The organism is Variovorax sp. AB1(2024) (assembly GCF_037482385.2).
Classification (GTDB): Bacteria; Pseudomonadota; Gammaproteobacteria; order Burkholderiales; family Burkholderiaceae_C; genus Variovorax.
This window is the reverse complement of sequence record NZ_JBBHKP020000001.1, coordinates 5,414,102-5,439,239: the sequence shown is the minus strand read 5'-3', so window position 1 is coordinate 5,439,239 and position 25,138 is coordinate 5,414,102. Positions and strand designations below refer to the sequence as shown.

Below are 25,138 nucleotides of genomic sequence, written 5' to 3'. Positions count from 1 at the left end.
AATGGGAGGAAGCCGCAATGCAGCGGCAGGCGCAATGAAGGCTGCGGCCGGCCAGGAGAAGGCCGTGGCCGGGCCGCTGGCGAGCGTCGCTAACGCTCTTTGCGCAGGAAAAGGCGCGAGATGGTCTGCGCGGTCTGCTCGCGCGAGGTGGCGTCGCCCGCGTGCAGTTCGGCCAGCGCGCCGTGCATCATCTTCTGCGTGAGACCGCGCGACATGGCCTCGAGCACGGCCTCGACCGATTCGCCCTTGGCCAGCAGCTTGCGGGCGCGCGCCATCTCGGCGGCACGCCATTCGTCGGCCTGCGCGTTGAGCTGCTGGATCAGCGGCACGGTGCCGCGCTGGCCCAGCCAGTGCATGAAGCTCTGCACGCCGGCGTCGATGATGACTTCGGCCTGCGCCACGGCGGCCTGGCGGTTGGCGTGGCCCTGCTGCACCACCTGCGCGAGGTCGTCGACGGTGTAGAGGTAGACGTCTTCGAGCGCCTTCACTTCGGGCTCGATGTCGCGCGGCACGGCCAGGTCGACCATGAACATCGGGCGGTGCTTGCGTGCCTTGAGCGCGCGCTCCACGGCACCCAGGCCGATGATCGGCAGCGTGCTCGCGGTGCAGCTCACGACGATGTCGAACTCCGCCAGACGCGCGGGCAGGTCGGCCAGCCGCAGGGCTTCGCCGCCGAAGCGCGAGGCCAGCTTCTCGCCGCGCTCCAGCGTGCGGTTGGCGATGCCGATCGACTTGGGCTCCTTGGCCGCGAAGTGCGTGGCCGCGAGGTCGATCATTTCGCCGGCGCCGACGAACAGCACGCGCGTCTTGCGCAGGTCTTCGAAGAGCTGGCCGGCCAGGCGCACGGCCGCGGCGGCCATGCTGATGGAGTGCGCGCCGATCTCGGTGGCGGTGCGCACTTCCTTGGCCACGGCAAAGGAGCGCTGGAACAGCTGGTTGAGCGTGCTGCCGAGTGCGCCGGCGGTTTCGGCCGCGCGCACGGCGTCTTTCATCTGGCCGAGGATCTGGGCCTCGCCCAGCACCATCGAATCGAGCCCGCTGGCCACGCGGAAGGCGTGGCGCGCGGCTTCGTCGTCATGCAGGGTGTAGGCGTGCGAGCGAAGCAGGGCGGGTGCCACGCCGCCGCTCTGGGCCAGCCAGCCGAAAGTGTGGTCGAGTGCGGCGTGCTCGGACGCGCAATAGATCTCGGTGCGGTTGCACGTGGAGATGATCGCGGCCTCGACCTGGGGGTGGCGGCCGGCGCCGAAAGAACTGCGCAGGCTCTGCAGCGTGGGGGCGATCTGGTCGAGCGCAAACGCAAAACGACCGCGCAGATCGAGCGGCGCGGTCGTGTGGTTCAAGCCAAGAGCCCAGACAGACATGCAGTGATTATAAAATCAGCAACCGCGCCGGGCTTGCGCAGGGACAAATGGCTTTCCCTATGACAGCCATAAGCCCCGCCGCATGACCTCCCGCACGCATGCGGCCCCCCGATGGACCTGTCCGACCTCCTCGATCACCTGCTGAATTTCGTCGCACCGGCCGCCTTCATGGCGCTGGTGCTGGTGTTCGCCGGCCGCTACCTGGGCGGCAGGCGTGCCGGCGTGCCGCGCTGGTGGGCGCAACTGTTGCTTGTTTTCGCGGCCGGTGTCGCGGTGCTGGCGGCCGGCCTGGCGGTGTTCGGGCGCGACGGGATGATGGCGACGTACGCCGCGCTCGTGGTGGTCTGCGGCACCGTGCAATGGCTGGCGATGCGCGGCTGGCGCCGCTGAAAACCGCTCAGGCCGGGTCCAGCCGGCGGATCATGTATACCGACCGGCCTGGGTAGGTGGCCAGCCGAATCTGCTGTTCGGCGCCATCGGGCTGCGTTGCCGCATAGCCCTGGCGCTCCCAGAAACCGACCGAAGACTGCACCGACACCAGCGTTGAATGCCGCCATCCGGCCTGCGCCGCATGCACCCAGGCATGGCGCACCAGCCGCGGGCCGAGGCCCAGCCCCGCGCCGTCGGGGTGCACCGCCAGGTCGTGCAGGTACAGCGAATCGGCCTGTGCGGCCACTTCGAACTCGCCGTGCAGCGGCGTCAGCTTGCCGGCCACCGACGGATAGCCCGCCAGATAGGCCCGCACGCCGCCGCCATGCTCGGCGACCCAGCCCGTATGGGGCGCGGCCGCGAGCCGGCGCGCGATCAGCTCGCCGTCTTCCACGAAGCCCGCGCCGTAGCAGGCGAGCTGGATCGCCAGCACGGCGTCGAGGTCGGCGGCGCGCATGGCGCGCACGAAGGCGGCGTCCGGCACCATCAGGCCAGCAGCAGCTTGTCGTCGTCCAGCTTCTCGCCGCGGGTCTGCTCGAACATGCGCAGCAGGTCGGGCACGTCGAGGCCGGCGCGCTGTGGGCCGGCCACATCGAGGATCACCTGGCCCTCGTGCAGCATCACCGTGCGCGAGCCGTAGTCCAGCGCCTGGCGCATGCTGTGCGTCACCATCATCGCGGTGAGCTGGCCGGCCTCGACGATCTTGGCCGTCAGCTCCAGCACGAAGGCGGCGGTCTTGGGGTCGAGCGCGGCGGTGTGCTCGTCGAGCAGCAGGATGCGCGAGGGCTTGAGCGAGGCCATCAGCAGGCTCACCGCCTGCCGCTGGCCGCCCGACAGCAGCCCGATGCGGTCGGCCAGGCGGTTCTCCAGCCCCAGCTTCAGGATCGACAGCTTCTCGCGGAACAGCTCGCGCAGGTTGCGGTTGAGCGCGAAGCCGAAGGCCCGCCGCTCGCCGCGCTTCCAGGCCAGCGCCATGTTCTCCTCGATGGTCAGCGCCTCGCAGGTGCCGGCCATCGGATCCTGGAACACGCGGGCCACCATGCCCGAGCGCTGCCAGGCGTTCATGCGGGTCACGTCTTTTCCGTCGATCTCGATGCTGCCCTTGTCGACGATCAGGTCGCCGCTCACCGCATTGAGAAAGGTCGACTTGCCCGCGCCGTTCGAGCCGATCACGGTGACGAACTGACCGGTGGGAATCTCCAGGCCGAGCCCGCGCAGCACGCGGTTCTCGATCGGGGTGCCCGGGTTGAAGGTCATCTCGAGTTGTCGGGCGCGCAGCATCAGTTCTTCCCCTTGAAAAGCGCGCGCAGCTTGCGCTTGTAGGCCGGCACCAGCAGCGCGAACGCCACCAGCACGGCGGTGACCAGGTTCAAGTCTTGCGCCTGCAGGCCCATGAAGTCGGTGTTCAGCGCCATCGCGATGAAGAAGCGGTAGAGCAGTGCGCCCAGCACGCAGGCCAGCGTGGTGATGACCATGCTGCGCGCCGGCAGCAGCGTCTCGCCGATGATCACCGCGGCCAGGCCGATCACGATCGTGCCTACGCCCATCGAGATGTCCGCCGTGCCCTGGCTCTGCGCGAACAGCGCGCCGGCCAGCGCCACCAGCGCGTTCGACAGCGCCAGGCCGGCCATGGTGTGGAAGTCGGTCGAAATGCCCTGGGCCCGCGCCATGCGCGCGTTGCCGCCGGTGGCGCGCATCGCCAGGCCGGCTTCGGAGGCGAAGAACATGTCGACCAGGATCTTGGCGACGATCACGATGAGAAGCAGCAACAGCGGCTTGGCCCACTGCTCGGGCATGCCGCCGAAGTCGACCATGCTGAACACCGTGGGTTCGGTGATGAGCGCCACGTTGGGCTTGCCCATCACGCGCAGGTTGATGGAGTACAGCGCGATCATCACCAGGATGCTCGCGAGCAATTGCATGATCTTCAGCTTGACGTTGAGCCAGGCCGTGACCCAGCCCGCGGCGGCGCCGGCCACGCAGGCCACCGCGGTGGCGGCCGCAGGGTTCCAGCCAGCGACGATCAGCGTCGCGGCCACGGCGGCGCCCAGCGGGAAGCTGCCGTCCACCGTGAGGTCGGGAAAATTGATGATGCGAAACGACATGAAGACGCCCAGCGCGACCAGTCCGAATATCAGACCGATCTCGATGGCGCCCAGCGAGGCGATGAGGGACATGTGGGGAGGCTTCCGGCAGGCGGCGAGGCAACAACGGGCCCGCCCCGGTGGATGAGACCGGGGCGCGGGCCCGTCGAAGGGCTTACTTGGTGCTCACGACCTTCGCCGTCTTCAGCAGCTCGTCGGACAGCGTCACGCCCTGCAGCTTGGCCGCGCCGGGGTTCACCACCAGCTCGAAGTTGGTGCTGGTCTGCGAGGCGATGGTGCCGGGCTTCTCGCCCTTGAGGATGCGCACCACGATCTTGCCGGTCTGGCGGCCGATGTCGCTGTAGTTCAGGCCCAGTGCGGCCACGGCGCCGCGCTCCACGGTGGCCGTGTCGGCCGCAACCACCGGCAGCTTGGCCTGCTGGGCCACCTTCACGATGCCTTCGAAGGCCGAGACCACGTTGTTGTCGGTCGGCGTGTAGATCACGTCGGCCTTGCCGACCAGGCTCTGGGCGGCGGTCGGCACGTCCACCGTGCGGGCGGCGGCGGCCTCGACCACCGTCATGCCGGCGGCCGAGGCGGCCTTCTTGAGCGACTCGACGATGGCCACCGAGTTGGCTTCACCGGGGCTGTAGATCACGCCGATGCGCTTGGCGTTCGGCACCACCTGCTTGATGAGGCCAACATGCTTTTCCAGCGGCGACAGGTCGGACACGCCCGTCACGTTGGTGCCGCTGGCCTCCCAGTTCTTCACCAGCTTGGCCGCCACCGGGTCGGTGATGGCCGAGTACACGACCGGAATGGTCTTGGTCGAGGCAACCACGGCCTGCGCCGACGGGGTGGCGATGGCGACGATCACGTCGGGCGCGTCGCCCACGTACTTGCGGGCGATCTGGGCGGCGGTGCCCACGTTGCCTTGCGCGCTTTGATAGGTGAACTTGAGGTTCTTGCCCTCTTCGTAGCCCGAAGCCTTGAGCTCCGCCTTCACGCCGTCGCGCACGGCGTCCAGCGCCGGATGCTCCACGATGGCCGTCACGGCCACCGACTTGGTGTCGGCCGCGAACGAAGGCGCGGCGGCCAGCATGCCGAGGGCCAGGGCCATTGCGCTGAAGGGTGTGCGAAGCAAAGCGTTTTTCACGTAGGGGTCTCCGGAGGGGAAATGGATGCGTCTGAGTGCGCCGCCGGCGGGGCCGGGGCAGTAAATCCAGCGGGCCGGGAATGCGTGCAGCAATCCCGGCGCTCGGAGTCTAGATCGTACTTTGCACAATTAAGGTGCATGAAAGGTCCGGACTTACCCCGCTTTGCACCATAAAATTGCACCCGCAACGGATCAATGGAAATGAAATTGCACGACGTCGAACTCGACCGGATCGACCGGCGGATTCTCGAACACCTCCAGACGAACGGCCGCGCGTCGAACCTGGAGCTGGCGGAGGTGGCCAATCTTTCGCCCGCCCAGTGCCTGCGGCGCCATCGGCGGCTCGAGGAACTGGGGCTGGTCCACGGCTACGCGGCGCGGCTGAATGCGCGCCGGGTCGGGCTGGGCGTGATCGCCTTCATCCACGTGACCATGGCGCGCGGCCATGTCGACGAACTGCCCAAGTTCCAGGACCTGATCGCCGACATGAAGCAGATCCTGGAGTGCTATTCGGTGACGGGCGACTTCGACTACGTGCTCAAGGTCGTCGCGCAGGACCTGGAGTCGCTCTCGCAGTTCCTGATGCACACGCTGATGCACATGCCCGGGGTGTCGGCGGTGCGTTCGAGCGTGTGCCTCAACGAGATCAAGTTCACCACCGCGCTGCCTCTGGAGTGAGGGCGGCGCGGCGCTTCGCTCAGCTCTGCACGCCGGGGATCGGCGAGGTGGGCGATGAAGGCACGATGGGCGCCGGTGCCTCTGGCGCGGCCGCCATCACCATCGTCGGCACCGCCAGCGGCAGCGAGGCCTTCTTCAGCTCGTCCAGGATCACGAACAGCAGGTCGCTGCGCACCCCGCCCGCCAGCCGGGGGCTCGCCACGTAGGCGATGGCCTGGAAGATCAGCAGCCCGTTCTCTATGCCTTCGAGCGTGAGCGAGGGCGCCGGCGTTTCCAGCACGCCCTCATGCGCCTTGCAGGCCGCCAGGATCAGCTCGCGCACGCGCTGCGCGTCGGTGGTCAGCGGCATCGGCAGGCGGATCAGCACGCGGCCCTCGGCGTTGGCCAGGGTCATGTTGCGCACGGTCTTGGTGATGAACTCCGAGTTCGGCACGATCAGCGTGGAGCGGTCGCCCAGCTGGATTTCGGTGGCGCGCACGTTGATGCGCCGCACATCGCCCTCGGCCGTGCCCAGCACCACCCAGTCGCCCACCTTCACCGGCTGCTCCGCCAGCAGGATCAGCCCCGAGATGAAGTTCTGCACGATCGCCTGCAGGCCGAAGCCGATACCCACCGACAGCGCGCTCGCCACCCACGCGATGCGCTCGATGCCGATGCCCAGCGCCGACAGCGTGAACGCGATCACCACGATGCCGCCGACATAGCCCAGCAGCGTGGTGATGGAGCTCTGCATGCCCGGCTCGAACTGCGTGTTCGGCAGGTAGCTGCGCGTGAGCCAGCGCTTGAACACCCGCAGCATGATGAATCCCACCACCGCCACCGTCAGCGCGCTGAGGATCGCGCCCGGCACCAGCTGGAACTCGCCCACCTTCACGCCGGAGCCGAGCTTGCCGCCGCGCTGGAACACCTCGCCCGGCGAGGTGCCCAGCGGCGCGGCCAGCGCGATCAGCATGTACACGAACAATGCGACGCGGCTGATGCCCGACAGCACCGTGGCAGCCTGGTCCAGCGTCTGCGGCGCGAGGCCGAAGCTCTTCTGCAGCTTCTGGCCGAAGGCGCTGCGCGACGACGCGATGGCCATGAACACGTCGTCGGCGAACTTGAACAGCACGTAGAAAGCCGCCGCCACGATGCCGGTCCAGGTGAGCTGAGAGGCCAGGAAGCTGCCCAGCGCCACGTAGCCCAGGCCCACCAGCACCCAGATGGCGATCATCAGCGCGCCGATCAGCGCCACCAGCAGGCCGACCCACATCGGCCGCTCGGGCAGGCCGGCCGCGGGGGCGTCCGCGCGCAGGGCCTTCAGCCGGTAGATCACCGTGCCGACCAGCGCGGTGAGGATCAGCGCCGTGAGCACGTGCGTGGCCACCACGGCGGCAAAGCTGGCGTCGACCAGCGCGTTGACTTCGGCCGGCGTCCAGGCCAGTGCCGCCACCAGCGCCACCAGCCAGGGCAGCGCCGCGAGCTTGCTGGCCGTGGCGTCGGGAATCGGCGGCAGCCGCCATGACGGCCGGGCCGTGGCCAGAAGGGCGCGGCCCAGGCCGATGACGAAGGCCATGAAGGTCAGCGCCTGCGCCGAGGACTGCAGCGCCTTGCGCGCCAGCGGGTCCCATGTGGCGTGCGCCTTGAGCACCTCCACGAAGCCATGTGCCGCCACGGCCACCAGCAGCACATGGCTCCCCACGATCCCGATCACCAGCAGCGAGCGCCGCAGCCGGCCGGCGGGCAGCATCCGGGTCGCGAGCCGGGTGAGCAGGCGCTCGGCGGCCCAGACGCCCAGCCATGCCAACAGCAATGCGCCGATGAGCGTCGCGATCACCAGCGTGAGCGACGCGGGCGCCAGTGCCTGGTCGAAACCCGCGCTGAGCGCCGAGCCCATGGTCCGCAGCCGTTCCAGGTCGTCGGGCCAGGCGTCCTGCAGGTCGGTCCAGAAGCGTCCGGTGAGCGGGGAGGCGGCGCGCTCGGTGAGCTGAGCCTCGAACAGTTCCCGGCGCTGCGTGACGAGGTCGGTGCCGCGCTGGCGCACGTCGACCGACAGCAGCCGCGCGAGCCGGATGTCGGCGTCCAGCGCGTTGCGCTCCTTGGTCAGGCGCGCACGCTGACGGGTGATGTCGGGGTCTTCGGTGGCGCCGGCCCCGGGCGGGTTGCCGAGCTCGCCGAGGCGGGCGTTCAGGTCGGCCAGCTCGCCGGTGCGCGCTGCGACGAACTTGTCGGCCTGCGTGCCGATGTCGTTGATCTGCGCGAGCAGCTTGCGCGCGTCATCGTCGGTTTCGGCGGCGGCGCTGAGCTTGTTGAACTGGGCGCGAAGTTCGGCGACCGTGGGCGTCGGAGCGACGGCTGTGGCGGTGCCGCTGTTGTTGCTGCTGTCGGGCTGCGCCATTGCGCCGCCGCACGTCAGCAGCGCGGCGAGGCAGAAGGTCGCGAAACGTAGGGTCCAACTCATGGCCGCATCATAGAAGCCGCCATTGCGTAAGAACCGGTAAGAAATGCAGCCTCAGCCGGCCGGATGAAAGAGGTCGACCCGGTCGGTGATGATGCCGTCGGTGCCGAGGTCGATCAGCCGCTTCGCGGCCCACTCGTCGTTCACCGTGTAGCTCAGCGCGCGCATGCCGGCGCCGTGCACCTGCGCGACCACGCCGGCGTCCCACAGCGCGTGGTTGCAGACGATGGCCACGCAGCCGAGCTGCCGGGCGGCTTCGAGCCAGCCCTTCCAGAGCGAGTCGAGCAGCAGGCCGCGCGGCAGCTCGGGCTGGGCCGCTTGCGCGCCTTTCAGCGAATCGACCTGGAACGAGGTGAGCAGCGGCGGCACGGCCGCGCCCTGCCACAGGCGGGCGGCTTCGCGCGCCACCACCTCGCCGGTCTCGCGCTCGACGCCCGGCGTGGGCTTGATCTCGATGTTCAGCAGGTGGCCGTTGGCCAGGCAGAAGCGCGCGATGTTCTGCAGCGTGGGCAGCGGCTCGCCGGCATGGCCGCGCGAATGCCAGCCGCCGGCGTCGAGCTGCGACAGCGCGCTCCAGGGCTGCTCGCCGCCGATGCCGCGGCCGCTGGTGGTGCGCTCGAGCTTGGCGTCGTGCATCAGGAAGGGCACGCCGTCGGCGCTGAGCTTGGCGTCGCACTCGAACATGCGATAGCCGTGGGCCGCGCCCAGCCTGAAGGCGGCCAGCGTGTTTTCAGGCGCCAGCTTGCCGGCGCCGCGATGGGCGACCCAGCGGGGGTAGGGCCAGGGCTTCAGCTCGCTCATCGGTCAATCCACGCGCTTGCCGGAGCCGGCGTCGAACCAGTGCAGCTTTTCTTCGCGCGCGGCGATCTTCACCGTGTCGCCGGCCACCGGCGGACGGTCGCCTTCGTCGGTGCGCATGATGATCTGCTCGTCGCCGATGCGGCCGTACACCAGGCGCTCGGCGCCCAGCAGCTCGACCTGCTCGACCTGCACCGACCAGCCGCTTTCGTCGAGCTTCATGTGCTCGGGGCGGATGCCCAGGATCTGGCCCGGGCGCACGCCCGGCGCGTGCTTGAGCAGGTTCATGGGCGGCGAGCCGATGAAGCTGGCCACGAAGGTGGTGGCGGGGCGGTTGTACACCTCCTCGGGCGTCGCGAACTGGTCCATCACGCCGCCGTTCATCACGATGATGCGCTGCGCCAGCGTCATGGCCTCGACCTGGTCGTGCGTGACGAACAGCGAGGTGATGCCGAGCTCACGGTGCAGCTTCTGGATTTCGAGGCGGGTCTGCGCGCGCAGCTTGGCGTCGAGGTTGGACAGCGGCTCGTCGAACAGGAACACCTGCGGCTGGCGCACGATGGCGCGGCCCATGGCCACGCGCTGGCGCTGGCCGCCGGACAGTTCGCGCGGCTTGCGCTCCAGCAGGTGGCCCAGTTCGAGGATCTTCGCGGCCTTGTCCACGCGCGCCTTGATCTCGGGCACCGGCACCTTGAGGATCTTCAGGCCGTAGGCCATGTTGGCGAACACCGTCATGTGCGGGTAGAGCGCGTAGTTCTGGAACACCATCGCGATGTCGCGCTCGGACGGTTCGAGGTTGTTCACCACGCGGTTGCCGATGGAGATTTCGCCGGCCGAGATTTCCTCGAGGCCGGCCACCATGCGCAGCAGCGTCGACTTGCCGCAGCCCGAGGGGCCGACGATGACGATGAATTCGTGGTCAGCGATCTCGGCGCTCACGCCGTGGATGACCTGGTTGGCTTTCGGCCCGTGGCCGTAGCGCTTGATGACGTTGCGTAGAGAGAGAGCAGCCATGTTTCGTTCGTTCTGCGTTTATTTGTCGGTATCTACCAGGCCCTTGACGAACCACTTCTGCATCAGCACCACCACGATGCCCGGCGGCAGCATGGCGAGCACGGCGGTGGCCATGACCACGTTCCAGTCCACCGGCGATTCGCCGTTGCCGGTCATGGCCTTGATGCCGACCACGATCGGGTACATGTTCTCGCTGGTCGCGGCGATCAGCGGCCAGAGGTACTGGTTCCAGCCGTAGATGAACTGGATCACGAACAGCGCCGCGATGCTGGTCTTCGACAGCGGCAGCAGGATGTCCTTGAAGAAGCGCATGGCGCCGGCGCCGTCCACCCGGGCGGCTTCCACCAGCTCGTCGGGCACCGTCAGGAAGAACTGGCGGAACAGGAAGGTGGCCGTGGCCGAGGCGATCAGCGGCACCGAGAGCCCGGCGAAGGTGTTGATCATGCCGAGGCTGGCGACCACCTGGTAGGTCGGGCCGATGCGCACTTCGACCGGCAGCATCAGCGTGATGAAGATCAGCCAGAAGCACAGGCTGCGCAGCGGGAAGCGGAAGTACACCACCGCGAAGGCCGACAGCAGCGAGATGCTGATCTTGCCGAAGGTGATGATGAAGGTGATGACCGAGCTGACCCAGATCATGCGGGCCACCGACACGTTGGTGCTGGTGCGCCCGCCGCCGGTCAGCGCGGCCTTGTAGGTTTCCCAGAAGTTGGCGCCGGGCAGGATCGGCATCGGCGCCTGCATGATTTCCTGCGGCGTGTGGGTGGAGGCGACGAAGGCCAGGTAGATCGGGAAGACCACCAGCAGCACGCCGAAGATCATGATCGCGTGCGCGAGGATGCCGAGGGAGGGGCGGCGCTCAACCATGGCGGGCCTCCGTGGTCGTGGGATCGAGTTGCATGAGGGGGGAGGTCATCAGTACTGGACCTTCTTTTCGACGTAGCGGAACTGCAGCACCGTGAGGCAGATGACGATGGCCATCAGCACGACCGACTGCGCGGCCGCGCCGCCGAAGTCCATGCCGCGGAAGCCGTCGAAGTAGACGCGGTAGACCAGCGTGGCGGTGTCCTTGCCGGGGCCGCCCTGCGTGGTGGCGTCGATGATCGCGAAGGTGTCGAAGAAGGCGTACACCATGTTGATCACCAGCAGGAAGAAGGTGGTGGGGGTGAGCAGGGGGAACTGGATGGTCCAGAAGCGGCGCATCGGGCGCGCGCCGTCGATGGCCGCGGCTTCGATCAGCGACTTCGGGATCGATTGCAGGCCCGCCAGGAAGAACAGGAAGTTGTACGAGATCTGCTTCCAGACCGCCGCCATCACGACCAGCGCCATCGCGTCGCCGCCGTTGAGCAGGTGGTTCCAGCTGAAGCCCATTTTCTTGAGCCAGTAGGCGACGATGCCGATCGACGACGAGAACATGAACGACCAGAGCAGCCCGGTGACCACCGGCGCCACCGCGTACGGCAGGATCAGCACGCTGCGGTAGAAGCGCGAGCCGCGCACCACGCGGTCGGCAAAGACGGCCAGCACCAGCGCGATGGACAGGCCGAGCACCGTCACCAGCGTCGAGAAGATCAGCGTGGTCTGGAACGACGCCATGTAGGTGCTGTCGTTCCACAGCGCCACGAAATTGTCGAATCCGACCCATGTGACCGAATTGCCGAAGGCATCCTGCTGCTGCAGCGACTGCACCAGCGCCTGGCCGGCGGGCCAGAAAAAGAAGACGCCGACGATGATCAGCTGCGGGGCGAGCAAAGCCCAGGGCAGCCAGCTCGAGCGGAAGAGGACGCGTTTTTCCATGGGAGAGGGCGTTCAGGTCACAGACACACTAAATAAGCAAACAGCCAGCACTGCACGGGGGCAGGCTGGCTTGCGATGTTAAAACGAACCGAAACGAACATTCGTTCGCGCCGATTCGCCGGGTGCAGAGCTTACTTGTTTGCGGCCTGGAATTTCACCAAAAGTTCGTTTCCGCGCTTGACGGCGCTGTCCAGGGCTTCCTTGGGCGTCTTCTTGCCGGTCCAGATCAGCTCGGTTTCCTCGTCTTCGATGGCGCGGATCTGGGGCAGGTTGCCCAGGCGCACGCCACGCGACTTGTCGGTCGTCTTCTTGATCATCTGGTTCACGGCCACGTCGGTGCCCGGGTTTTCCTTGTAGAAGCCGGTCTTCTCGGTCAGCTCATAGGAAGCCATGGTGATCGGCAGGTACCCGGTGCGCATGTGGCTCTCGGACTGGACCTTGGGGCTCGACAGGAAGGTGAAGAACGCGGCCACGCCCTTGTAGTTGGCGGCCGGCTTGCCCGACATCACCCACAGGCTGGCACCACCGACGATGGTGTTCTGGGGCGCGCCCTGCACGTCCGGGTAGTACGGCAGCGCCGACTCGGCGAACTTGAACTTGGCGTCGCGCTTCACGCTGGCGTAGCTGCCCGACGAGCCGATGAACATGGCGCATTCACCCGAGGTGAACGAGGTGATGGGCTTGCTGGCGCGGCCCTTGTAGACGAACAGGCCCTGCTTGGCCATGTTGGAGAGGTTCTCGAAGTGGCGAACGTGCAGCGGCGAGTTGAATTCCAGGCGCGCGTCGAGGCCGCCGAAGCCGTTGTTCTTGGTGGCGTACGAGGTGTTGTGCCAGGCCGAGAAGCTCTCGAGCTGGGCCCAGCTCATCCACGAGGTGGTGAACGGGCACTGGTTGCCGCTGGCCTTGAGCTTGGCGGCGGCCGCAACGACTTCAGGCCAGGTGGCGGGGGCCTTTTCGGGGTCCAGGCCGGCGGTCTTGAAGGCGTCCTTGTTGTAATAGAACACCGTCGTCGAGCTGTTGAACGGGAACGACAGCATCTGGCCGTTGGGGGCCGTGTAGTAGCCGGCCACGGCGGGGATGTACGCCTTGGGGTCGAACTTCTGGCCGCCTTCCTTCATGACGTCGGCCACGGGCTTGATGGCGCCCTTGGAATACATCATGGTGGCGGTGCCCACTTCGAACACCTGGAGGATGTCGGGCGCGTTGCCCGAGCGGAAGGCGGCGATGCCGGCGGCCATGGACTGGTCGTATTCGCCCTTGTAGGTGGGAACGACCTTGTAGTCCTTCTGGCTCTCGTTGAACTGCTTGGCCAGGTCGTTGACCCAGTCGTTCAGGGCGCCATCCATCGAATGCCACCACTGGATTTCAGTCTGGGCCTGGGCGAGAACTGGCATCACCAGCGAGGTGGCCAGCGCCGAAGCGATGGCGAGCGTCTTGAAGCGCATGAAGAAAACTCCTGAGGGTTTGAGAAACCCGCGATATTAGGTTACGAATATGAACGTTTCGCGGCGATTGTTTTCGCATGAACGCGATTTCACTCAAACCGGGGAAACCCTTTTGACCATCCGCGCTCCTGTTTGGTGCATCGGCTTGCTGCGCTGCACCATGCTAGCCTTCGGGAATGAGCAAAACCTCTCTCGACAAAAGCAAGATCAAGTTCCTTCTTCTTGAGGGCATTCATCCTTCGGCCATCGAGGTGATCCGCGAGGCCGGCTACAGTCAGATCGAGACCCTGCCCAAGGCCCTGCAGGGCGAAGAGCTCAAGGCCAAGCTGGCCGACGTGCACTTCCTGGGCATCCGGTCGCAAAGCCAGCTCACGGCCGACGTGCTGTCGGCCGCGCCCAAGCTGGTGGCGGTGGGCTGCTTCTGCATCGGCACCAACCAGGTCGACCTGGACGCCGCCCGCGAGCGCGGCGTGGCGGTTTTCAACGCTCCCTACTCCAACACCCGCTCGGTGGCCGAACTGGTGCTGGCCGAGGCGATCCTGCTGCTGCGCGGCATCCCGGAGAAAAATGCCCTGGCGCACCGCGGCGGCTGGCTCAAGTCGGCCGTCAATTCGCACGAAATCCGCGGCAAGACGCTGGGCATCGTGGGCTACGGCTCCATCGGCACCCAGCTTTCCGTGCTGGCCGAAGCGCTGGGCATGCACGTGGCGTTCTACGACGTGGTCAGCAAGCTGCCGCTGGGCAATGCCCGCCAGGTGCCCAAGCTGCACGACCTGCTGGCCCAGAGCGACATCGTGACCCTGCACGTGCCCGAGCTGCCGTCCACCAAGTGGATGATCGGCGAGGCCGAAATCGCCGCCATGAAGCCGGGCGGCATCCTGATCAATGCCGCGCGCGGCACCGTCGTCGAGATCGACGCCCTGGCCGCCGCCATCAAGGCCAGGAAGCTCTGGGGCGCCGCCATCGACGTGTTCCCGGTCGAGCCGGGCAGCAACAAGGACGAGTTCGTGTCCCCGCTGCGCGGCCTGGACAACGTGATCCTGACCCCGCACATCGGCGGCTCGACCATGGAGGCGCAGGCCAACATCGGCGGGGAAGTGGCGGAGAAGCTGGTCAAGTACAGCGACAACGGCACCTCGATCTCGTCGGTCAACTTCCCCGAGGTCGCGCTGCCCGCGCACCCCGGCAAACACCGCCTGCTGCACATCCACCGGAACGTGCCGGGCGTGCTGTCCGAGATCAACAAGATCTTCTCGGACAACAACATCAACATCGCCTCGCAGTACCTGCAGACCAACGAGAAGGTCGGCTACGTGGTGATGGACATCGACGCCGCCTCGTCCGACCTGGCACTGGAAAAGCTGGCCAAGGTGAACGGCACCATCCGCAGCCGCGTGCTGTTCTGAGCTTTTCCGGGGTGCCGGGACGCGGCACCGCCGCGCATAGCACAAGGGCGTAGCGGGCGCCACGAGGCAAGACCCCAGTCGCTGCCCTAAAATCTCCGGCCCGGCTGAATGGGCGCGCAGCGCCTGGCCGAGGCGCCACCCCGATGAATGCTCCGACCGCGTTGAATACGCTGTTGTCACAGGCCGCAGAGCCTGTGCGACTGCGCGAGATCCCGTACAACTACACCAGTTTCTCCGACCGCGAGATCGTGATTCGCCTGCTGGGCGAACGCGGCTGGGACCTGCTCCAGAACCTGCGCGCCGAGCGCCGCACCGGCCGATCGGCGCGCATGCTCTACGAGGTGCTGGGCGACATCTGGGTCGTGCAGCGCAACCCCTATCTCGTCGACGACCTGCTCGACAACCCGCGCCGGCGCGGCCAGCTGGTCGATGCCCTGAGGCACCGCCTGGCCGAAGTGCAGAAGCGCCGCACCCCCGACAGCGACCTGCCGCGCGACCAGCTCGTGGGCGAGCTCACCGGCCTGGTGGGCGACGCCGTGGCTGCCTTCGACACCAAGTTCCGCGACGTCGCCGCCCTGCGCCGCAAGGCCACGCGCGTGCTGCGCCGGCTCACGGCCAAGGACAACATCAAGTTCGACGGGCTGTCGCGCGTGTCGCATGTGACGGACGCCACCGACTGGCGCGTGGAGTACCCCTTCGTGGTGCTGTGCCCCGACACCGAGGCCGAGATGGCGCTGCTGGTCAAGGGCTGCATCGAGCTGGGCCTGACCATCATTCCGCGCGGGGGCGGCACCGGCTACACCGGCGGCGCCATTCCGCTGACCTGGAAGAGCGTGGTCATCAACACCGAGAAGCTCGAGGCGATGACCGAGGTCGAGCATGTCTCGCTGCCCGGCCTGGATGCGTCCGTGCCGACCATCTGGACCGAGGCCGGCGTGGTCACGCAGCGCGTGGCCGACGCGGCCGAGCGCGCGGGCTTCGTGTTCGCGGTCGACCCGACCTCTGCCGAAGCCTCCTGCGTGGGCGGCAACGTGGCCATGAACGCGGGCGGCAAGAAGGCCGTGCTCTGGGGTACGGCGCTCGACAACCTCGCCTCGTGGCGCATGGTCACGCCGCAGGCCGAATGGCTCGAAGTCACGCGCTTCGGCCACAACCTCGGCAAGATCCACGACGCCGAGAGCGCCGTGTTCGAGCTGCAGTACTACGCGGCCGACGGCAAGACCAAGCTGCGCACCGAGCGCCTGGACATCCCGGGCCGCACCTTCCGCAAGGAAGGCCTCGGCAAGGACGTGACCGACAAGTTCCTGTCGGGCCTGCCGGGCATCCAGAAAGAGGGCTGCGACGGCCTCATCACCAGCTGCCGCTGGGTGGTGCACCGCATGCCGGCGCACACCCGCACCGTCTGCCTGGAGTTCTTCGGCAACGCCAAGGACGCGGTGCCCAGCATCGTCGAGATCAAGGACTTCATGTTCGCCGAGCAGAAGCGCTCCGGCGTGCTGCTGGCCGGCCTGGAGCACCTGGACGACCGCTACCTGAAGGCGGTGGGCTACGCCACCAAGTCGAAGAAGCACGGCGGCCTTCCCAAGATGGTGCTGTTCGGCGACATCGCCGGTGACGACGCCGATGCGGTGGCCCGCGTCACCTCGGAAGTGGTGCGCATCGCCAATTCGCGCAGCGGCGAAGGCTTCATCGCCATCAGCCCCGAGGCGCGCAAGAAGTTCTGGCTCGACCGCAAGCGCACGGCCGCCATCAGCAAGCACACCAACGCCTTCAAGATCAACGAAGACGTGGTGATCCCGCTGCCGCGCATGGCCGAGTACAGCGACGGCATCGAGCGCATCAACATCGAGCTGTCGCTGCAGAACAAGCTGGCGCTGACCGACGAGCTGGAGGCCTTTCTCACGCGGGGCAACCTGCCGCTGGGCAAGACCGACGACGCGCACGAGATTCCCGCGGCCGAACTGCTCGAGGACCGCGTGGCGCAGGCCGTGGCGCTGGTGCAAGAGGTGCGGGCGCTGTGGGCCGGCTGGCTGCGCGATGTCGATGCGCAGTTCACGCAGCTGCAGGACCACACCCTGCGCGCGAGCTGGAAGACGCAGCTGCGCCAGCCGCTGCAGGAGATTTTCTCGGGCGCCGAATTCGCGCCGATCCTGGCCGAATGCACGGCCATCCACAAGCGCGTGCTCAAGGGCCGCGTGTGGGTCGCGCTGCACATGCACGCGGGCGACGGCAACGTGCACACCAACATTCCCGTCAACAGCGACAACTACGAGATGCTGCAGACCGCGCACGCCGCGGTGGTGCGCATCATGGCGCTGGCGCGCAGCCTCGACGGCGTGATCTCGGGCGAGCACGGCATCGGCATCACCAAGCTTGAATTCCTGAGCGACGAGGAACTGCGCCCGTTCACTGAGTACAAGGCCAAGGTCGATCCCGAAGGCCGCTTCAACAAGGGCAAGCTGCTGCGCGCGCCCGCCGGCCAGGTCGAGACGCTGCATGCCGACCTGACCAACGCCTACACGCCGAGCTTCGGCCTCATGGGCCACGAGTCGCTGATCATGCAGCAGAGCGACATCGGCGCCATTGCCGACAGCGTGAAGGACTGCCTGCGCTGCGGCAAGTGCAAGCCGGTGTGCGCCACGCACGTGCCGCGCGCCAACCTGCTCTACAGCCCGCGCAACAAGATCCTCGCCACCTCGCTGCTGGTGGAGGCCTTCCTTTACGAAGAGCAGACGCGGCGCGGCGTGAGCATCAAGCACTGGGAAGAGTTCGAGGACGTGGCCGACCACTGCACCGTGTGCCACAAGTGCCTCACGCCGTGCCCGGTGAAGATCGACTTCGGCGACGTGTCGATGAACATGCGCAACCTGCTGCGCAAGATGGGCCAGAAGAGCTTCCGCCCCGGCAACGCGGCCGCGATGTTCTTCCTCAACGCGACCAACCCGCAGACCATCAAGACGATGCGCGCGGGCATGGTGGGCGTGGGCTTCAAGGCGCAGCGCCTGGCCAACGACCTGCTGCGCGGCCTCGCGAAGAAGCAGACCGCCGCGCCCCCGGCGTCGCTGGGCGCGGCGCCCATCAAAGAGCAGGTGATCCACTTCATCAACAAGAAGATGCCGGGCGGCCTGCCCAAGCAGACGGCGCGCGCGCTGCTCGACATCGAGGATGCCGACTACGTGCCGATCATCCGCAACCCGAAGGCCACCACCTCGGAGACCGAGGCGGTCTTCTACTTCCCGGGGTGCGGTTCGGAGCGGCTGTTCTCGCAGGTGGGGCTGGCCACGCAGGCCATGCTGTGGCATGTGGGCGTGCAGACCGTGCTGCCGCCGGGCTACCTGTGCTGCGGATATCCGCAGCGCGGCAGCGGCCAGTTCGACAAGGCCGAGAAGATGATCACGGACAACCGCGTGCTCTTCCACCGCGTGGCCAACACGCTCAACTACCTCGACATCAAGACGGTGGTGGTGAGCTGCGGCACTTGCTACGACCAGCTGCAGGGCTACCAGTTCGACAAGATCTTCCCGGGCTGCCGCATCATCGACATCCACGAGTACCTGCTCGAAAAGGGCATCACGCTGGCCGATGCCGGCGGTGGCGGCTACCTGTACCACGACCCCTGCCATTCGCCGATGAAGCAGCAGGACCCGATGAAGACCGTGAAGGCGCTGGTCGGCGACAACGTGCTCAAGAACGACCGCTGCTGCGGCGAGTCGGGCACGCTGGGCGTTTCGCGGCCCGACATCTCCACGCAGATCCGCTTCCGCAAGGAAGAAGAGCTGAAGAAGGGCGAGGCCGCGCTGCGCGACAGCGGCAAGGTCGGCGCACAGGACAACGTGAAGATCCTCACCAGCTGCCCGAGCTGCCTGCAGGGCCTCTCGCGCTACGGCAACGACCTGAACAACGGCCTGCTCGAAGCCGACTACATCGTGGTCGAGATGGCCAACAAGATCCTCGGCGCCGACTGGATGCCCACCTACGTGGCGGCCGCCAACCAGGGCGGCATCGAGCGGGTGCTGGTATGACGGGGGCGGCGCGGCAAGGCTGCGTGCTCTGCGAAGGCCCGGGCGGGCGCCTCGTGTTCGAGGGCGCGAAGCTGCGCGTCATCCATGCGGAGGAGGCGGGCTTCCCGGCCTTCTATCGCGTGGTCTGGCGCGACCATGCGGCGGAGTTCTCCGACCTGGACGCAGCCGATCGCGTGCTGTGCATGGAGGCGGTGGCCGTGGTCGAGCAATGCATGCGCGAGCGGCTCAAGCCCGCCAAGATGAACATCGCCGCGCTCGGCAACATGGTGCCGCATCTGCATTGGCACGTGATCGCGCGCTTTGCCGGCGACAGCCATTTCCCCGGCTCCGTGTGGGCTCCGGCGCAGCGCGAGCGCAATGCGGCACACGAGGCGGAGATCGCCTCGCAGCTGCAGGCCCTGGAGGCTGCGATGATCGAGCGACTGGGCACAAGGAATTTCTGATGGCAGGCTTGAAACCGGGCGCACCGACGCCGCAATCGATCACCGTTCACGGCCAGTCGCGCGTGCTCGAGGTGGGCTTCTCGGACGGCGCGAGCTTTCGCATTCCCTTCGAGCTGATGCGCATCTACTCGCCTTCGGCCGAAGTGCAGGGCCATGGCCCGGGCCAGGAAATACTGCAGACCGGCAAGCGCGACGTGGAGCTGGTCGACCTCGAAGCCGTGGGCAACTATGCCGTGCAGCCGACCTTCAGCGACGGCCACAACACTGGCATCTACTCGTGGGACCTGCTCTACGAACTGGGCGCGAAGCAGGCCGAGCTGTGGGCCACTTACGAGCAGAGGCTGGCCGCTGCAGGCGTCGATCGCGACGCGCCGATGATCGAGCAGGGCGGGCACGGCTGCAGCAGCCACTGAGCTGGAGCCATGGCCCTACGCCCGTAAAGGGCGGGCGGAAAAAGCAACAAATGTCCGCCGTGCGTGCGGGGTCGTCGGCTTGATGTGAAGGCTTCCGGCCTAACATCGGTTGCATGAGCACCACACACTTCGGCTTCGAAACAGTCGACGAAAGCGAGAAGGCGAAACGCGTACGCGGCGTCTTCGACTCGGTCGCCTCGCGCTACGACGTCATGAACGACCTGATGTCCGCGGGCCTGCACCGTGCATGGAAGGCCTACACCGTGATGGTCGCGAACGTGGGCGAAGGCTCGCGTGTCCTCGACATCGCGGGCGGCACCGGCGACCTCGCCCTGGCCTTCGCCAAGAAGGTCGGCGCCACCGGCGAGGTGGTCCACACCGACATCAACGAAGCCATGCTGCGCACCGGCCGCGACCGATTGCTCGACGCCGGCGTGTCGTTGCCCACGATGGTCTGCGACGCCGAGAAGCTGCCTTTCCCCGACAACCACTTCGACGTGGTCACCGTGGCCTTCGGCCTGCGCAACATGACCCACAAGGACATCGCGCTGAAAGAGATGAACCGCGTGCTCAAGCCGCGCGGCAAGCTGCTCGTGCTGGAGTTCTCGAAGGTCGCCAAGCCGCTGGCCAAGGCCTACGACTGGTACTCCTTCAACGTGCTGCCGCGCCTGGGCAAGCTCGTGGCCGGCGACGACGCGAGCTATCGCTACCTGGCCGAATCCATCCGGATGCACCCCTCGCAAGAGGAGCTCAAGACCCTCATGAAAGAGGGCGGTTTCGGACATGTGGACTATCACAACATGACTGGTGGCATCGCCGCCCTCCATGTTGGAATCAAATGTTGATGAGGCGAATCTTTCGCTCAAGAGGAGACGACATGAAGAGTTTGGGTACTTTGTTCTTGGCGGTCGCGATGGTGCTGGGCAGTGTCCAGGCCGAAGCGGCCCGCATGGGTGGCGGCAAGTCGGTGGGACGCCAGTCGTCCAACGTGACGCAGCGCCAGGCCACTCCGCCGGCAGCGCCCGGCGCGCCCGCGCAGCAAGGCGCGTCCAACGCGGCAGCGGCCAAGCCCGGTGCCGCCGCTCCCGCGGCCGCCGCACCGAAGCGCCCCTGGGGTGCGATGCTCGGCGGCCTCGCGGCCGGCCTGGGCCTCGCATGGCTCGCAAATTCGCTCGGCCTCGGCGCGGGCTTCGGCAACATCCTGTTGATCGGCCTGCTCGTGCTGGCCGGCGTGGTGGCGTGGCGCATGATCAAGGCACGCTCGCAGCAAGCCTCGGGCGCCAGCCGCCAGGGCGGTTTCGCGTTCCAGGGCGCGGGCGCCAGCCCGAGCAATGCCAGCGCACCGGTGCAGTACAGCCCGGCCAACGTGGGCAACGACGCATCGGCACGCCCATGGGAGCGCAATGCGACCGCATTCGACGCGACGCCCGCCGCAGGCCACGGCAGCAGCCTTTCCGCAGCGGGTGCGGCGGCCGGCGGCAGCATGATCGGCTCGGCACTGGGTGGTTCGCAGTCGTGGGGCATTCCCGCCGGCTTCGACGTCGAGGGCTTCCTCGGCGCCGCCAAGCGCAACTTCGTGACGCTGCAGGACGCATGGGATCGCGCCGACGTGTCGATGCTGCGTTCCATGATGACCGACAGCATGGTCGACGAGATCCGCTCGCAGCTGGCCGACCGCGCCAGCCACACCGGCGGCGCGTCGAACAAGACCGAAGTCGTGATGCTCGACGCCAAGCTGCTCGGCATCGAGGAGCTGCCCGACGCCTACATGGCGAGCGTGGAGTTCTCCGGCATGATCCGCGAAGACGCCTCGGCGGGCCCCGGCCCGTTCCGCGAAGTCTGGAACATGACCAAGCCCATCAGCGGCACCAGCGGCTGGTTGGTTGCCGGCGTGCAGGCCCTGCAGTAAAAACCGGGCCGCGGCCGGCGCCCGGCCGCGGTACAGACCGGATAATGGGGACTATGGCCACACCATCGTCCCCTTTTTCTTTTCTCGGCGACCTCTTCAATCGCATCGGCGAGCGCCTCCAGCCGCCGGACTGGGCAGTCCACGAGATCCAGCACCGCGCGGTCCTGTTCCTGAACCACGTGCTGCAGCAGGAGCCTGAAGCCCAGCAGCGGCTTCTGCGCCAGCAGGGGCGGGTGGTGCGCTTCCAGTGGCGCTTCGTGACCATGGAACTGGTGGCCACGCCGGCCGGCCTGATCGACCTGGCCCCGGCAGGCTCGGTGCCCGAGCTCACGCTCACCGTCACCGAAGATTCCCCCTTCGACATCGCCCGCGCCACGCTGCGCGGCGACAAGCCCTCCGTGCAGATCATCGGTGACGTGCAGCTGGCCGCAGAGGTCAACTGGCTGGTCGATCACGTGCGCTGGGACATCGAGGACGACCTTGCCCGCGTGATCGGCGACGTGCCCGCGCACACGCTCGGCAACGCCGTGCGGCGCGTGGTGGGCGCGTTGCGCCAGTTCGTCGGCGACCGCACGGCGCGCGCCGGCGCTTCGACGACCGGCTCGGCGAGCAACGCCGAATGAGGCGCTTCTATCGCGGCTTGTTCATCGTCTGGGTCGCGCTGCGGTACGGCCTCGACGAGCTCGTGCTCACGAGCTTCCAGAAGCCCTGGCTGCGCGTGGTCGCGCGCGTCGTGTCCGTTGGCCGCAACCTCGACGCGCCGCGCGGCCAGCGGCTGCGCGAGGCGCTCGAAAGGCTCGGCCCCATCTTCGTGAAGTTCGGCCAGGTGCTGTCGACCCGGCGCGACCTGCTGCCGCCCGACATCGCCGACGAACTGGCCTTCCTGCAGGACCGCGTGCCGCCGTTCCCCTCGGCGGTGGCGATCGCCACCATCGAGCGCGCGTTCCGCCGTCCGGTGGGCGACGTGTTCGTGCAGTTCGACGAGACACCCATCGCCAGCGCATCGATCGCCCAGGTGCACTTCGCGACCATCCGCACCAACGAGGGCGAACTGCGCGAGGTCGCGGTCAAGGTGCTGCGCCCCAACATGCGCGGCGTGATCGAGAAAGACCTGGCGCTCATGGCCATGATGGCCGGCTGGGTCGAGGGCCTCTCGGCCGATGGCAAGCGGCTGAAGCCGCGCGAGGTGGTCGGCGAGTTCGACAAATACCTGCACGACGAACTCGACCTGGTGCGCGAGGCCGCCAACGCGGCCCAGCTGCGCCGCAACATGTCAGAGCTCGACCTGGTGCTGATCCCCGAGATGTTCTGGGACTTCTGCCACCCTGAGGTCATCGTGATGGAGCGCATGAAGGGCGTGCCGATTGCGCAGATGGACCGCCTGCGCGCGGCCGGCGTCGACATTCCCAAGCTGGCGCGCGACGGCGTCACGATCTTCTTCACCCAGGTGTTCCGCGACGGCTTCTTCCATGCCGACATGCACCCCGGCAACATCCAGGTGAGCCTGGAGCCCGAGACCTTCGGGCGCTACATCTCGCTGGACTTCGGGATCATCGGCACGCTGACCGAGTCGGACAAGGAATACCTGGCGCAGAACTTCGTGGCCTTCTTCCGGCGCGACTACAAGCGCGTGGCCGAATTGCACCTCGAAAGCGGCTGGGTGCCGGTGGGCACCCGCATCGACGAGCTGGAGGCGGCCATCCGCACCGTCTGCGAGCCGTACTTCGACCGGCCGCTGAAGGAAATCTCGCTGGGCATGGTGCTGATGCGCCTGTTCCAGACCTCGCGCCGCTTCCACGTCGAGATCCAGCCGCAGCTGGTGCTGCTGCAGAAGACGCTGCTCAACATCGAGGGCCTGGGCCGCAACATCGACCCCGAGCTCGACCTCTGGGCCACCGCCAAGCCTTTCCTCGAGAAGTGGATGGTCGACCAGATCGGCCCCAAGAAACTGTTCCAGCAGCTCCGGGCCGAAGCGCCCCGGTACGCCAAATTGCTGCCCCAATTGCCGCGGCTGCTGCACGATTTCCTCGAAAATCGGCCCGCCGACAACCGCCGCGAGCTGCTCGAACTGCTGGCCGAGCAGAAGCGCACGAATCGGTTGTTACAAACCATCGTCTACGGTGGCATAGGTTTTGTATTGGGGTTGCTCGCCATGCAGTTGCTGGTGCGCGTGCGTCTGTTCTAGAGGAGTTTCCGTCGTGCTGCTGACGTTGGTCATCGTCTATCTGCTTGTCACCATCGCGATCGGCCTCTACGCCGCCAAGCGGGTGAAGAACACCACCGACTTCGCCATTGCCGGACGGCACCTGCCGCTTTTCATGATCGTCACGACCACGTTCGCCACGTGGTTCGGCTCCGAAACGGTGCTCGGCATCCCGGCCAAGTTCATCGAAGGCGGGCTCAACGGCGTGGTCGAGGACCCCTTCGGCGCGGGCACCTGCCTGATCCTGGTGGGCCTGTTCTTCGCGGGCAAGCTCTACCGCATGACCCTGCTGACCATCAGCGACTACTACCGCGAGCGCTACGGCCGCGGCGTGGAAGTGGCGTGTTCGCTGATCATCATGCTGAGCTACCTGGGCTGGGTGTCGGCGCAGGTCACGGCGCTGGGGCTGGTGTTCAACCTGCTGTCGGCCGGCGTCATCAGCATCCCGATGGGCATGGTGATCGGCGTGATCTCGATCCTGGCCTATACGCTGTTCGGCGGCATGTGGTCGGTGGCCGTGACCGACTTCATCCAGATGATCATCCTGGTGGCCGGCCTGGCGGTGATCGCCATGTTCGCGGGCTCCATGGCCGGCGGCGCCGACAAGGTGGTGGCCTTCGCGGTCAGCAAGGACCTGTTCAAGTTCTGGCCCGAGCCCAGCTGGCACGACATGGTGTTCTTCTTCGCGGCCGCCATCACCATGATGCTCGGCTCCATTCCGCAGCAGGACGTGTTCCAGCGCGTGATGTCGGCCAACAGCGTGAAGGCGGCCACGCGCGGCCCGGTCATCGGCGGCCTGGCGTACATCCTGTTCGCCTTCGTGCCGATGTTCCTGGTGGCCAGCGCGCTGCTGATCATGCCGGAGCAGACCGCCACGCTGCTGAAGGAAGATCCGCAGAAGGTGCTGCCCACGCTGGTGCTGCAGAAGATGCCGTTCGTGATGCAGGTGCTGTTCTTCGGCGCGCTGCTGTCGGCCATCAAGTCGACCGCCTCGGCCACCTTGCTGGCGCCCAGCGTCACTTTCACCGAGAACATCTGGCGCCAGTTCCGCCCGGCCGGCACCGACCGCCAGAACCTCATGACGATGCGCATCACGGTGCTGCTGTTCAGCGCCGCGGTGCTGGCCTACGCCATCCGCATGCAGGGCACGCCGATCTACGAGCTGGTGTCGGGCGCCTACCAGGTGCCGCTGGTGGGGGCCTTCGTGCCGCTGGTCTGCGGCCTCTACTGGCGCCGCGCCACCACGCAGGGCGCCATCGCCTCCATTGCGCTGGGCATCGGCGTGTGGCTGCTGTTCCTGGCCGTGCCGGCCTGGGGCGCGGTGTTCCCGGCGCAACTGGCTGGCGTGCTGTGCTCGTTCGCGGGCATGGTGGCCGGCTCGCTGCTGCCGCAATGGGTAGTGGACACTCACACGCCGCATCGGCCTTTGGCCACGGAACCGGCCTGAGACTGAGGCCCGGCGCCCATGCCGGGCCCTGTTCGGCGGGGGCGCCCCTATAATCGAGGGCTTTGCGAGCGGCAGCTGCGCCGCTTTTTCCCCACC

Annotated in this window: 22 protein-coding genes; 11 read left to right on the top strand and 11 right to left on the bottom strand. The window is 67.2% G+C overall.

Annotated features, from left to right (window positions below; all coding sequences use genetic code 11):
- Positions 1 to 89: 89 nt before the first annotated feature.
- Entirely contained in the window at positions 90 to 1,361 is a 1,272-nt protein-coding gene (gene hemA / locus WIX39_RS25470) for a glutamyl-tRNA reductase (protein WP_081267942.1), read from the bottom strand.
- A gap of 111 nt (positions 1,362 to 1,472) precedes the next feature.
- On the opposite strand from hemA, the gene WIX39_RS25465 reads away from it, so the two are divergent.
- Positions 1,473 to 1,751 carry a hypothetical protein gene (locus WIX39_RS25465; RefSeq protein ID WP_205367368.1) on the top strand — a complete coding sequence of 93 codons (279 nt, stop codon included), beginning with the start codon at positions 1,473 to 1,475 and terminating at the stop codon, positions 1,749 to 1,751.
- 7 nt (positions 1,752 to 1,758) lie between these two features.
- On the opposite strand, the gene WIX39_RS25460 is transcribed toward WIX39_RS25465, so the two are convergent.
- From WIX39_RS25460 to WIX39_RS25445, 4 genes are all read right to left on the bottom strand, one after another.
- Positions 1,759 to 2,277: a GNAT family N-acetyltransferase gene (locus WIX39_RS25460; RefSeq protein WP_409196145.1), complete on the bottom strand. Its 519-nt coding sequence runs from the start codon at positions 2,275 to 2,277 to the stop codon at positions 1,759 to 1,761.
- Complete coding sequence (locus tag WIX39_RS25455; RefSeq protein ID WP_409196144.1) at positions 2,277 to 3,071, bottom strand: ABC transporter ATP-binding protein; 795 nt, start codon at positions 3,069 to 3,071, stop codon at positions 2,277 to 2,279. Before WIX39_RS25455 ends, WIX39_RS25460 begins: the two co-directional genes overlap by 1 nt.
- Positions 3,071 to 3,967 carry an ABC transporter permease gene (locus tag WIX39_RS25450; RefSeq protein ID WP_106937033.1) on the bottom strand — a complete coding sequence of 299 codons (897 nt, stop codon included), beginning with the start codon at positions 3,965 to 3,967 and terminating at the stop codon, positions 3,071 to 3,073. The genes WIX39_RS25455 and WIX39_RS25450 overlap by 1 nt, the downstream gene beginning before the upstream one ends.
- A gap of 82 nt (positions 3,968 to 4,049) precedes the next feature.
- A complete protein-coding gene (locus WIX39_RS25445) occupies positions 4,050 to 4,994 on the bottom strand; it encodes an ABC transporter substrate-binding protein (protein WP_205367360.1) in 945 nt (314 codons plus the stop codon).
- Between the two features lie 243 nt (positions 4,995 to 5,237).
- Here WIX39_RS25445 and WIX39_RS25440 point away from each other — a divergent pair, with 243 nt between their 5' ends.
- The gene (locus WIX39_RS25440) at positions 5,238 to 5,708 is read left to right on the top strand and encodes an Lrp/AsnC family transcriptional regulator (RefSeq protein WP_155742489.1); all 471 of its coding nucleotides are present in this window, start codon (positions 5,238 to 5,240) and stop codon (positions 5,706 to 5,708) included.
- 19 nt (positions 5,709 to 5,727) lie between these two features.
- On the opposite strand, the gene WIX39_RS25435 is transcribed toward WIX39_RS25440, so the two are convergent.
- The 6 genes from WIX39_RS25435 to ugpB all read right to left on the bottom strand — a co-directional run bounded on the left by WIX39_RS25435 (position 5,728) and on the right by ugpB (position 13,199).
- Positions 5,728 to 8,148, bottom strand: a complete 2,421-nt coding sequence (locus tag WIX39_RS25435; protein WP_409196143.1) for a DUF3772 domain-containing protein — start codon at positions 8,146 to 8,148, stop codon at positions 5,728 to 5,730.
- A gap of 51 nt (positions 8,149 to 8,199) precedes the next feature.
- On the bottom strand, positions 8,200 to 8,946 hold the full coding sequence (ugpQ, locus tag WIX39_RS25430) for a glycerophosphodiester phosphodiesterase (protein WP_081267949.1): 747 nt from the start codon (positions 8,944 to 8,946) through the stop codon (positions 8,200 to 8,202).
- Between the two features lie 3 nt (positions 8,947 to 8,949).
- Positions 8,950 to 9,957: a sn-glycerol-3-phosphate ABC transporter ATP-binding protein UgpC gene (gene ugpC / locus WIX39_RS25425; RefSeq protein ID WP_081267950.1), complete on the bottom strand. Its 1,008-nt coding sequence runs from the start codon at positions 9,955 to 9,957 to the stop codon at positions 8,950 to 8,952.
- An 18-nt stretch (positions 9,958 to 9,975) separates the two neighbouring features.
- Positions 9,976 to 10,824 carry a sn-glycerol-3-phosphate ABC transporter permease UgpE gene (ugpE, locus tag WIX39_RS25420; RefSeq protein ID WP_081267951.1) on the bottom strand — a complete coding sequence of 283 codons (849 nt, stop codon included), beginning with the start codon at positions 10,822 to 10,824 and terminating at the stop codon, positions 9,976 to 9,978.
- Positions 10,825 to 10,872: 48 nt separating this feature from the next.
- Complete coding sequence (gene ugpA, locus WIX39_RS25415) at positions 10,873 to 11,754, bottom strand: sn-glycerol-3-phosphate ABC transporter permease UgpA (RefSeq protein WP_081267952.1); 882 nt, start codon at positions 11,752 to 11,754, stop codon at positions 10,873 to 10,875.
- Positions 11,755 to 11,885: 131 nt separating this feature from the next.
- The gene (gene ugpB / locus WIX39_RS25410; RefSeq protein WP_081267953.1) at positions 11,886 to 13,199 is read right to left on the bottom strand and encodes a sn-glycerol-3-phosphate ABC transporter substrate-binding protein UgpB; all 1,314 of its coding nucleotides are present in this window, start codon (positions 13,197 to 13,199) and stop codon (positions 11,886 to 11,888) included.
- Between the two features lie 176 nt (positions 13,200 to 13,375).
- Here ugpB and serA point away from each other — a divergent pair, with 176 nt between their 5' ends.
- The 9 genes from serA to WIX39_RS25365 all read left to right on the top strand — a co-directional run bounded on the left by serA (position 13,376) and on the right by WIX39_RS25365 (position 25,042).
- Positions 13,376 to 14,605 carry a phosphoglycerate dehydrogenase gene (gene serA, locus WIX39_RS25405; RefSeq protein ID WP_081267954.1) on the top strand — a complete coding sequence of 410 codons (1,230 nt, stop codon included), beginning with the start codon at positions 13,376 to 13,378 and terminating at the stop codon, positions 14,603 to 14,605.
- A gap of 143 nt (positions 14,606 to 14,748) precedes the next feature.
- Positions 14,749 to 18,627 (top strand): DUF3683 domain-containing protein, encoded by a 3,879-nt coding sequence (locus WIX39_RS25400; protein ID WP_106937038.1) that lies wholly within the window; start codon positions 14,749 to 14,751, stop codon positions 18,625 to 18,627.
- Positions 18,624 to 19,070 carry an HIT family protein gene (locus WIX39_RS25395; protein ID WP_106937039.1) on the top strand — a complete coding sequence of 149 codons (447 nt, stop codon included), beginning with the start codon at positions 18,624 to 18,626 and terminating at the stop codon, positions 19,068 to 19,070. Before WIX39_RS25400 ends, WIX39_RS25395 begins: the two co-directional genes overlap by 4 nt.
- Complete coding sequence (locus WIX39_RS25390) at positions 19,070 to 19,483, top strand: gamma-butyrobetaine hydroxylase-like domain-containing protein (protein WP_081267957.1); 414 nt, start codon at positions 19,070 to 19,072, stop codon at positions 19,481 to 19,483. The genes WIX39_RS25395 and WIX39_RS25390 overlap by 1 nt, the downstream gene beginning before the upstream one ends.
- A gap of 113 nt (positions 19,484 to 19,596) precedes the next feature.
- A complete protein-coding gene (gene ubiE / locus WIX39_RS25385; protein ID WP_081267958.1) occupies positions 19,597 to 20,328 on the top strand; it encodes a bifunctional demethylmenaquinone methyltransferase/2-methoxy-6-polyprenyl-1,4-benzoquinol methylase UbiE in 732 nt (243 codons plus the stop codon).
- A gap of 32 nt (positions 20,329 to 20,360) precedes the next feature.
- The gene (locus WIX39_RS25380; protein WP_106937040.1) at positions 20,361 to 21,392 is read left to right on the top strand and encodes a Tim44 domain-containing protein; all 1,032 of its coding nucleotides are present in this window, start codon (positions 20,361 to 20,363) and stop codon (positions 21,390 to 21,392) included.
- Positions 21,393 to 21,445: 53 nt separating this feature from the next.
- The gene (locus WIX39_RS25375; RefSeq protein WP_106937041.1) at positions 21,446 to 22,015 is read left to right on the top strand and encodes a ubiquinone biosynthesis accessory factor UbiJ; all 570 of its coding nucleotides are present in this window, start codon (positions 21,446 to 21,448) and stop codon (positions 22,013 to 22,015) included.
- Complete coding sequence (gene ubiB / locus WIX39_RS25370; protein ID WP_081267961.1) at positions 22,012 to 23,577, top strand: ubiquinone biosynthesis regulatory protein kinase UbiB; 1,566 nt, start codon at positions 22,012 to 22,014, stop codon at positions 23,575 to 23,577. The genes WIX39_RS25375 and ubiB overlap by 4 nt, the downstream gene beginning before the upstream one ends.
- A gap of 13 nt (positions 23,578 to 23,590) precedes the next feature.
- Positions 23,591 to 25,042 carry a sodium:solute symporter family protein gene (locus WIX39_RS25365; protein WP_081267962.1) on the top strand — a complete coding sequence of 484 codons (1,452 nt, stop codon included), beginning with the start codon at positions 23,591 to 23,593 and terminating at the stop codon, positions 25,040 to 25,042.
- Positions 25,043 to 25,138 lie beyond the last annotated feature (96 nt).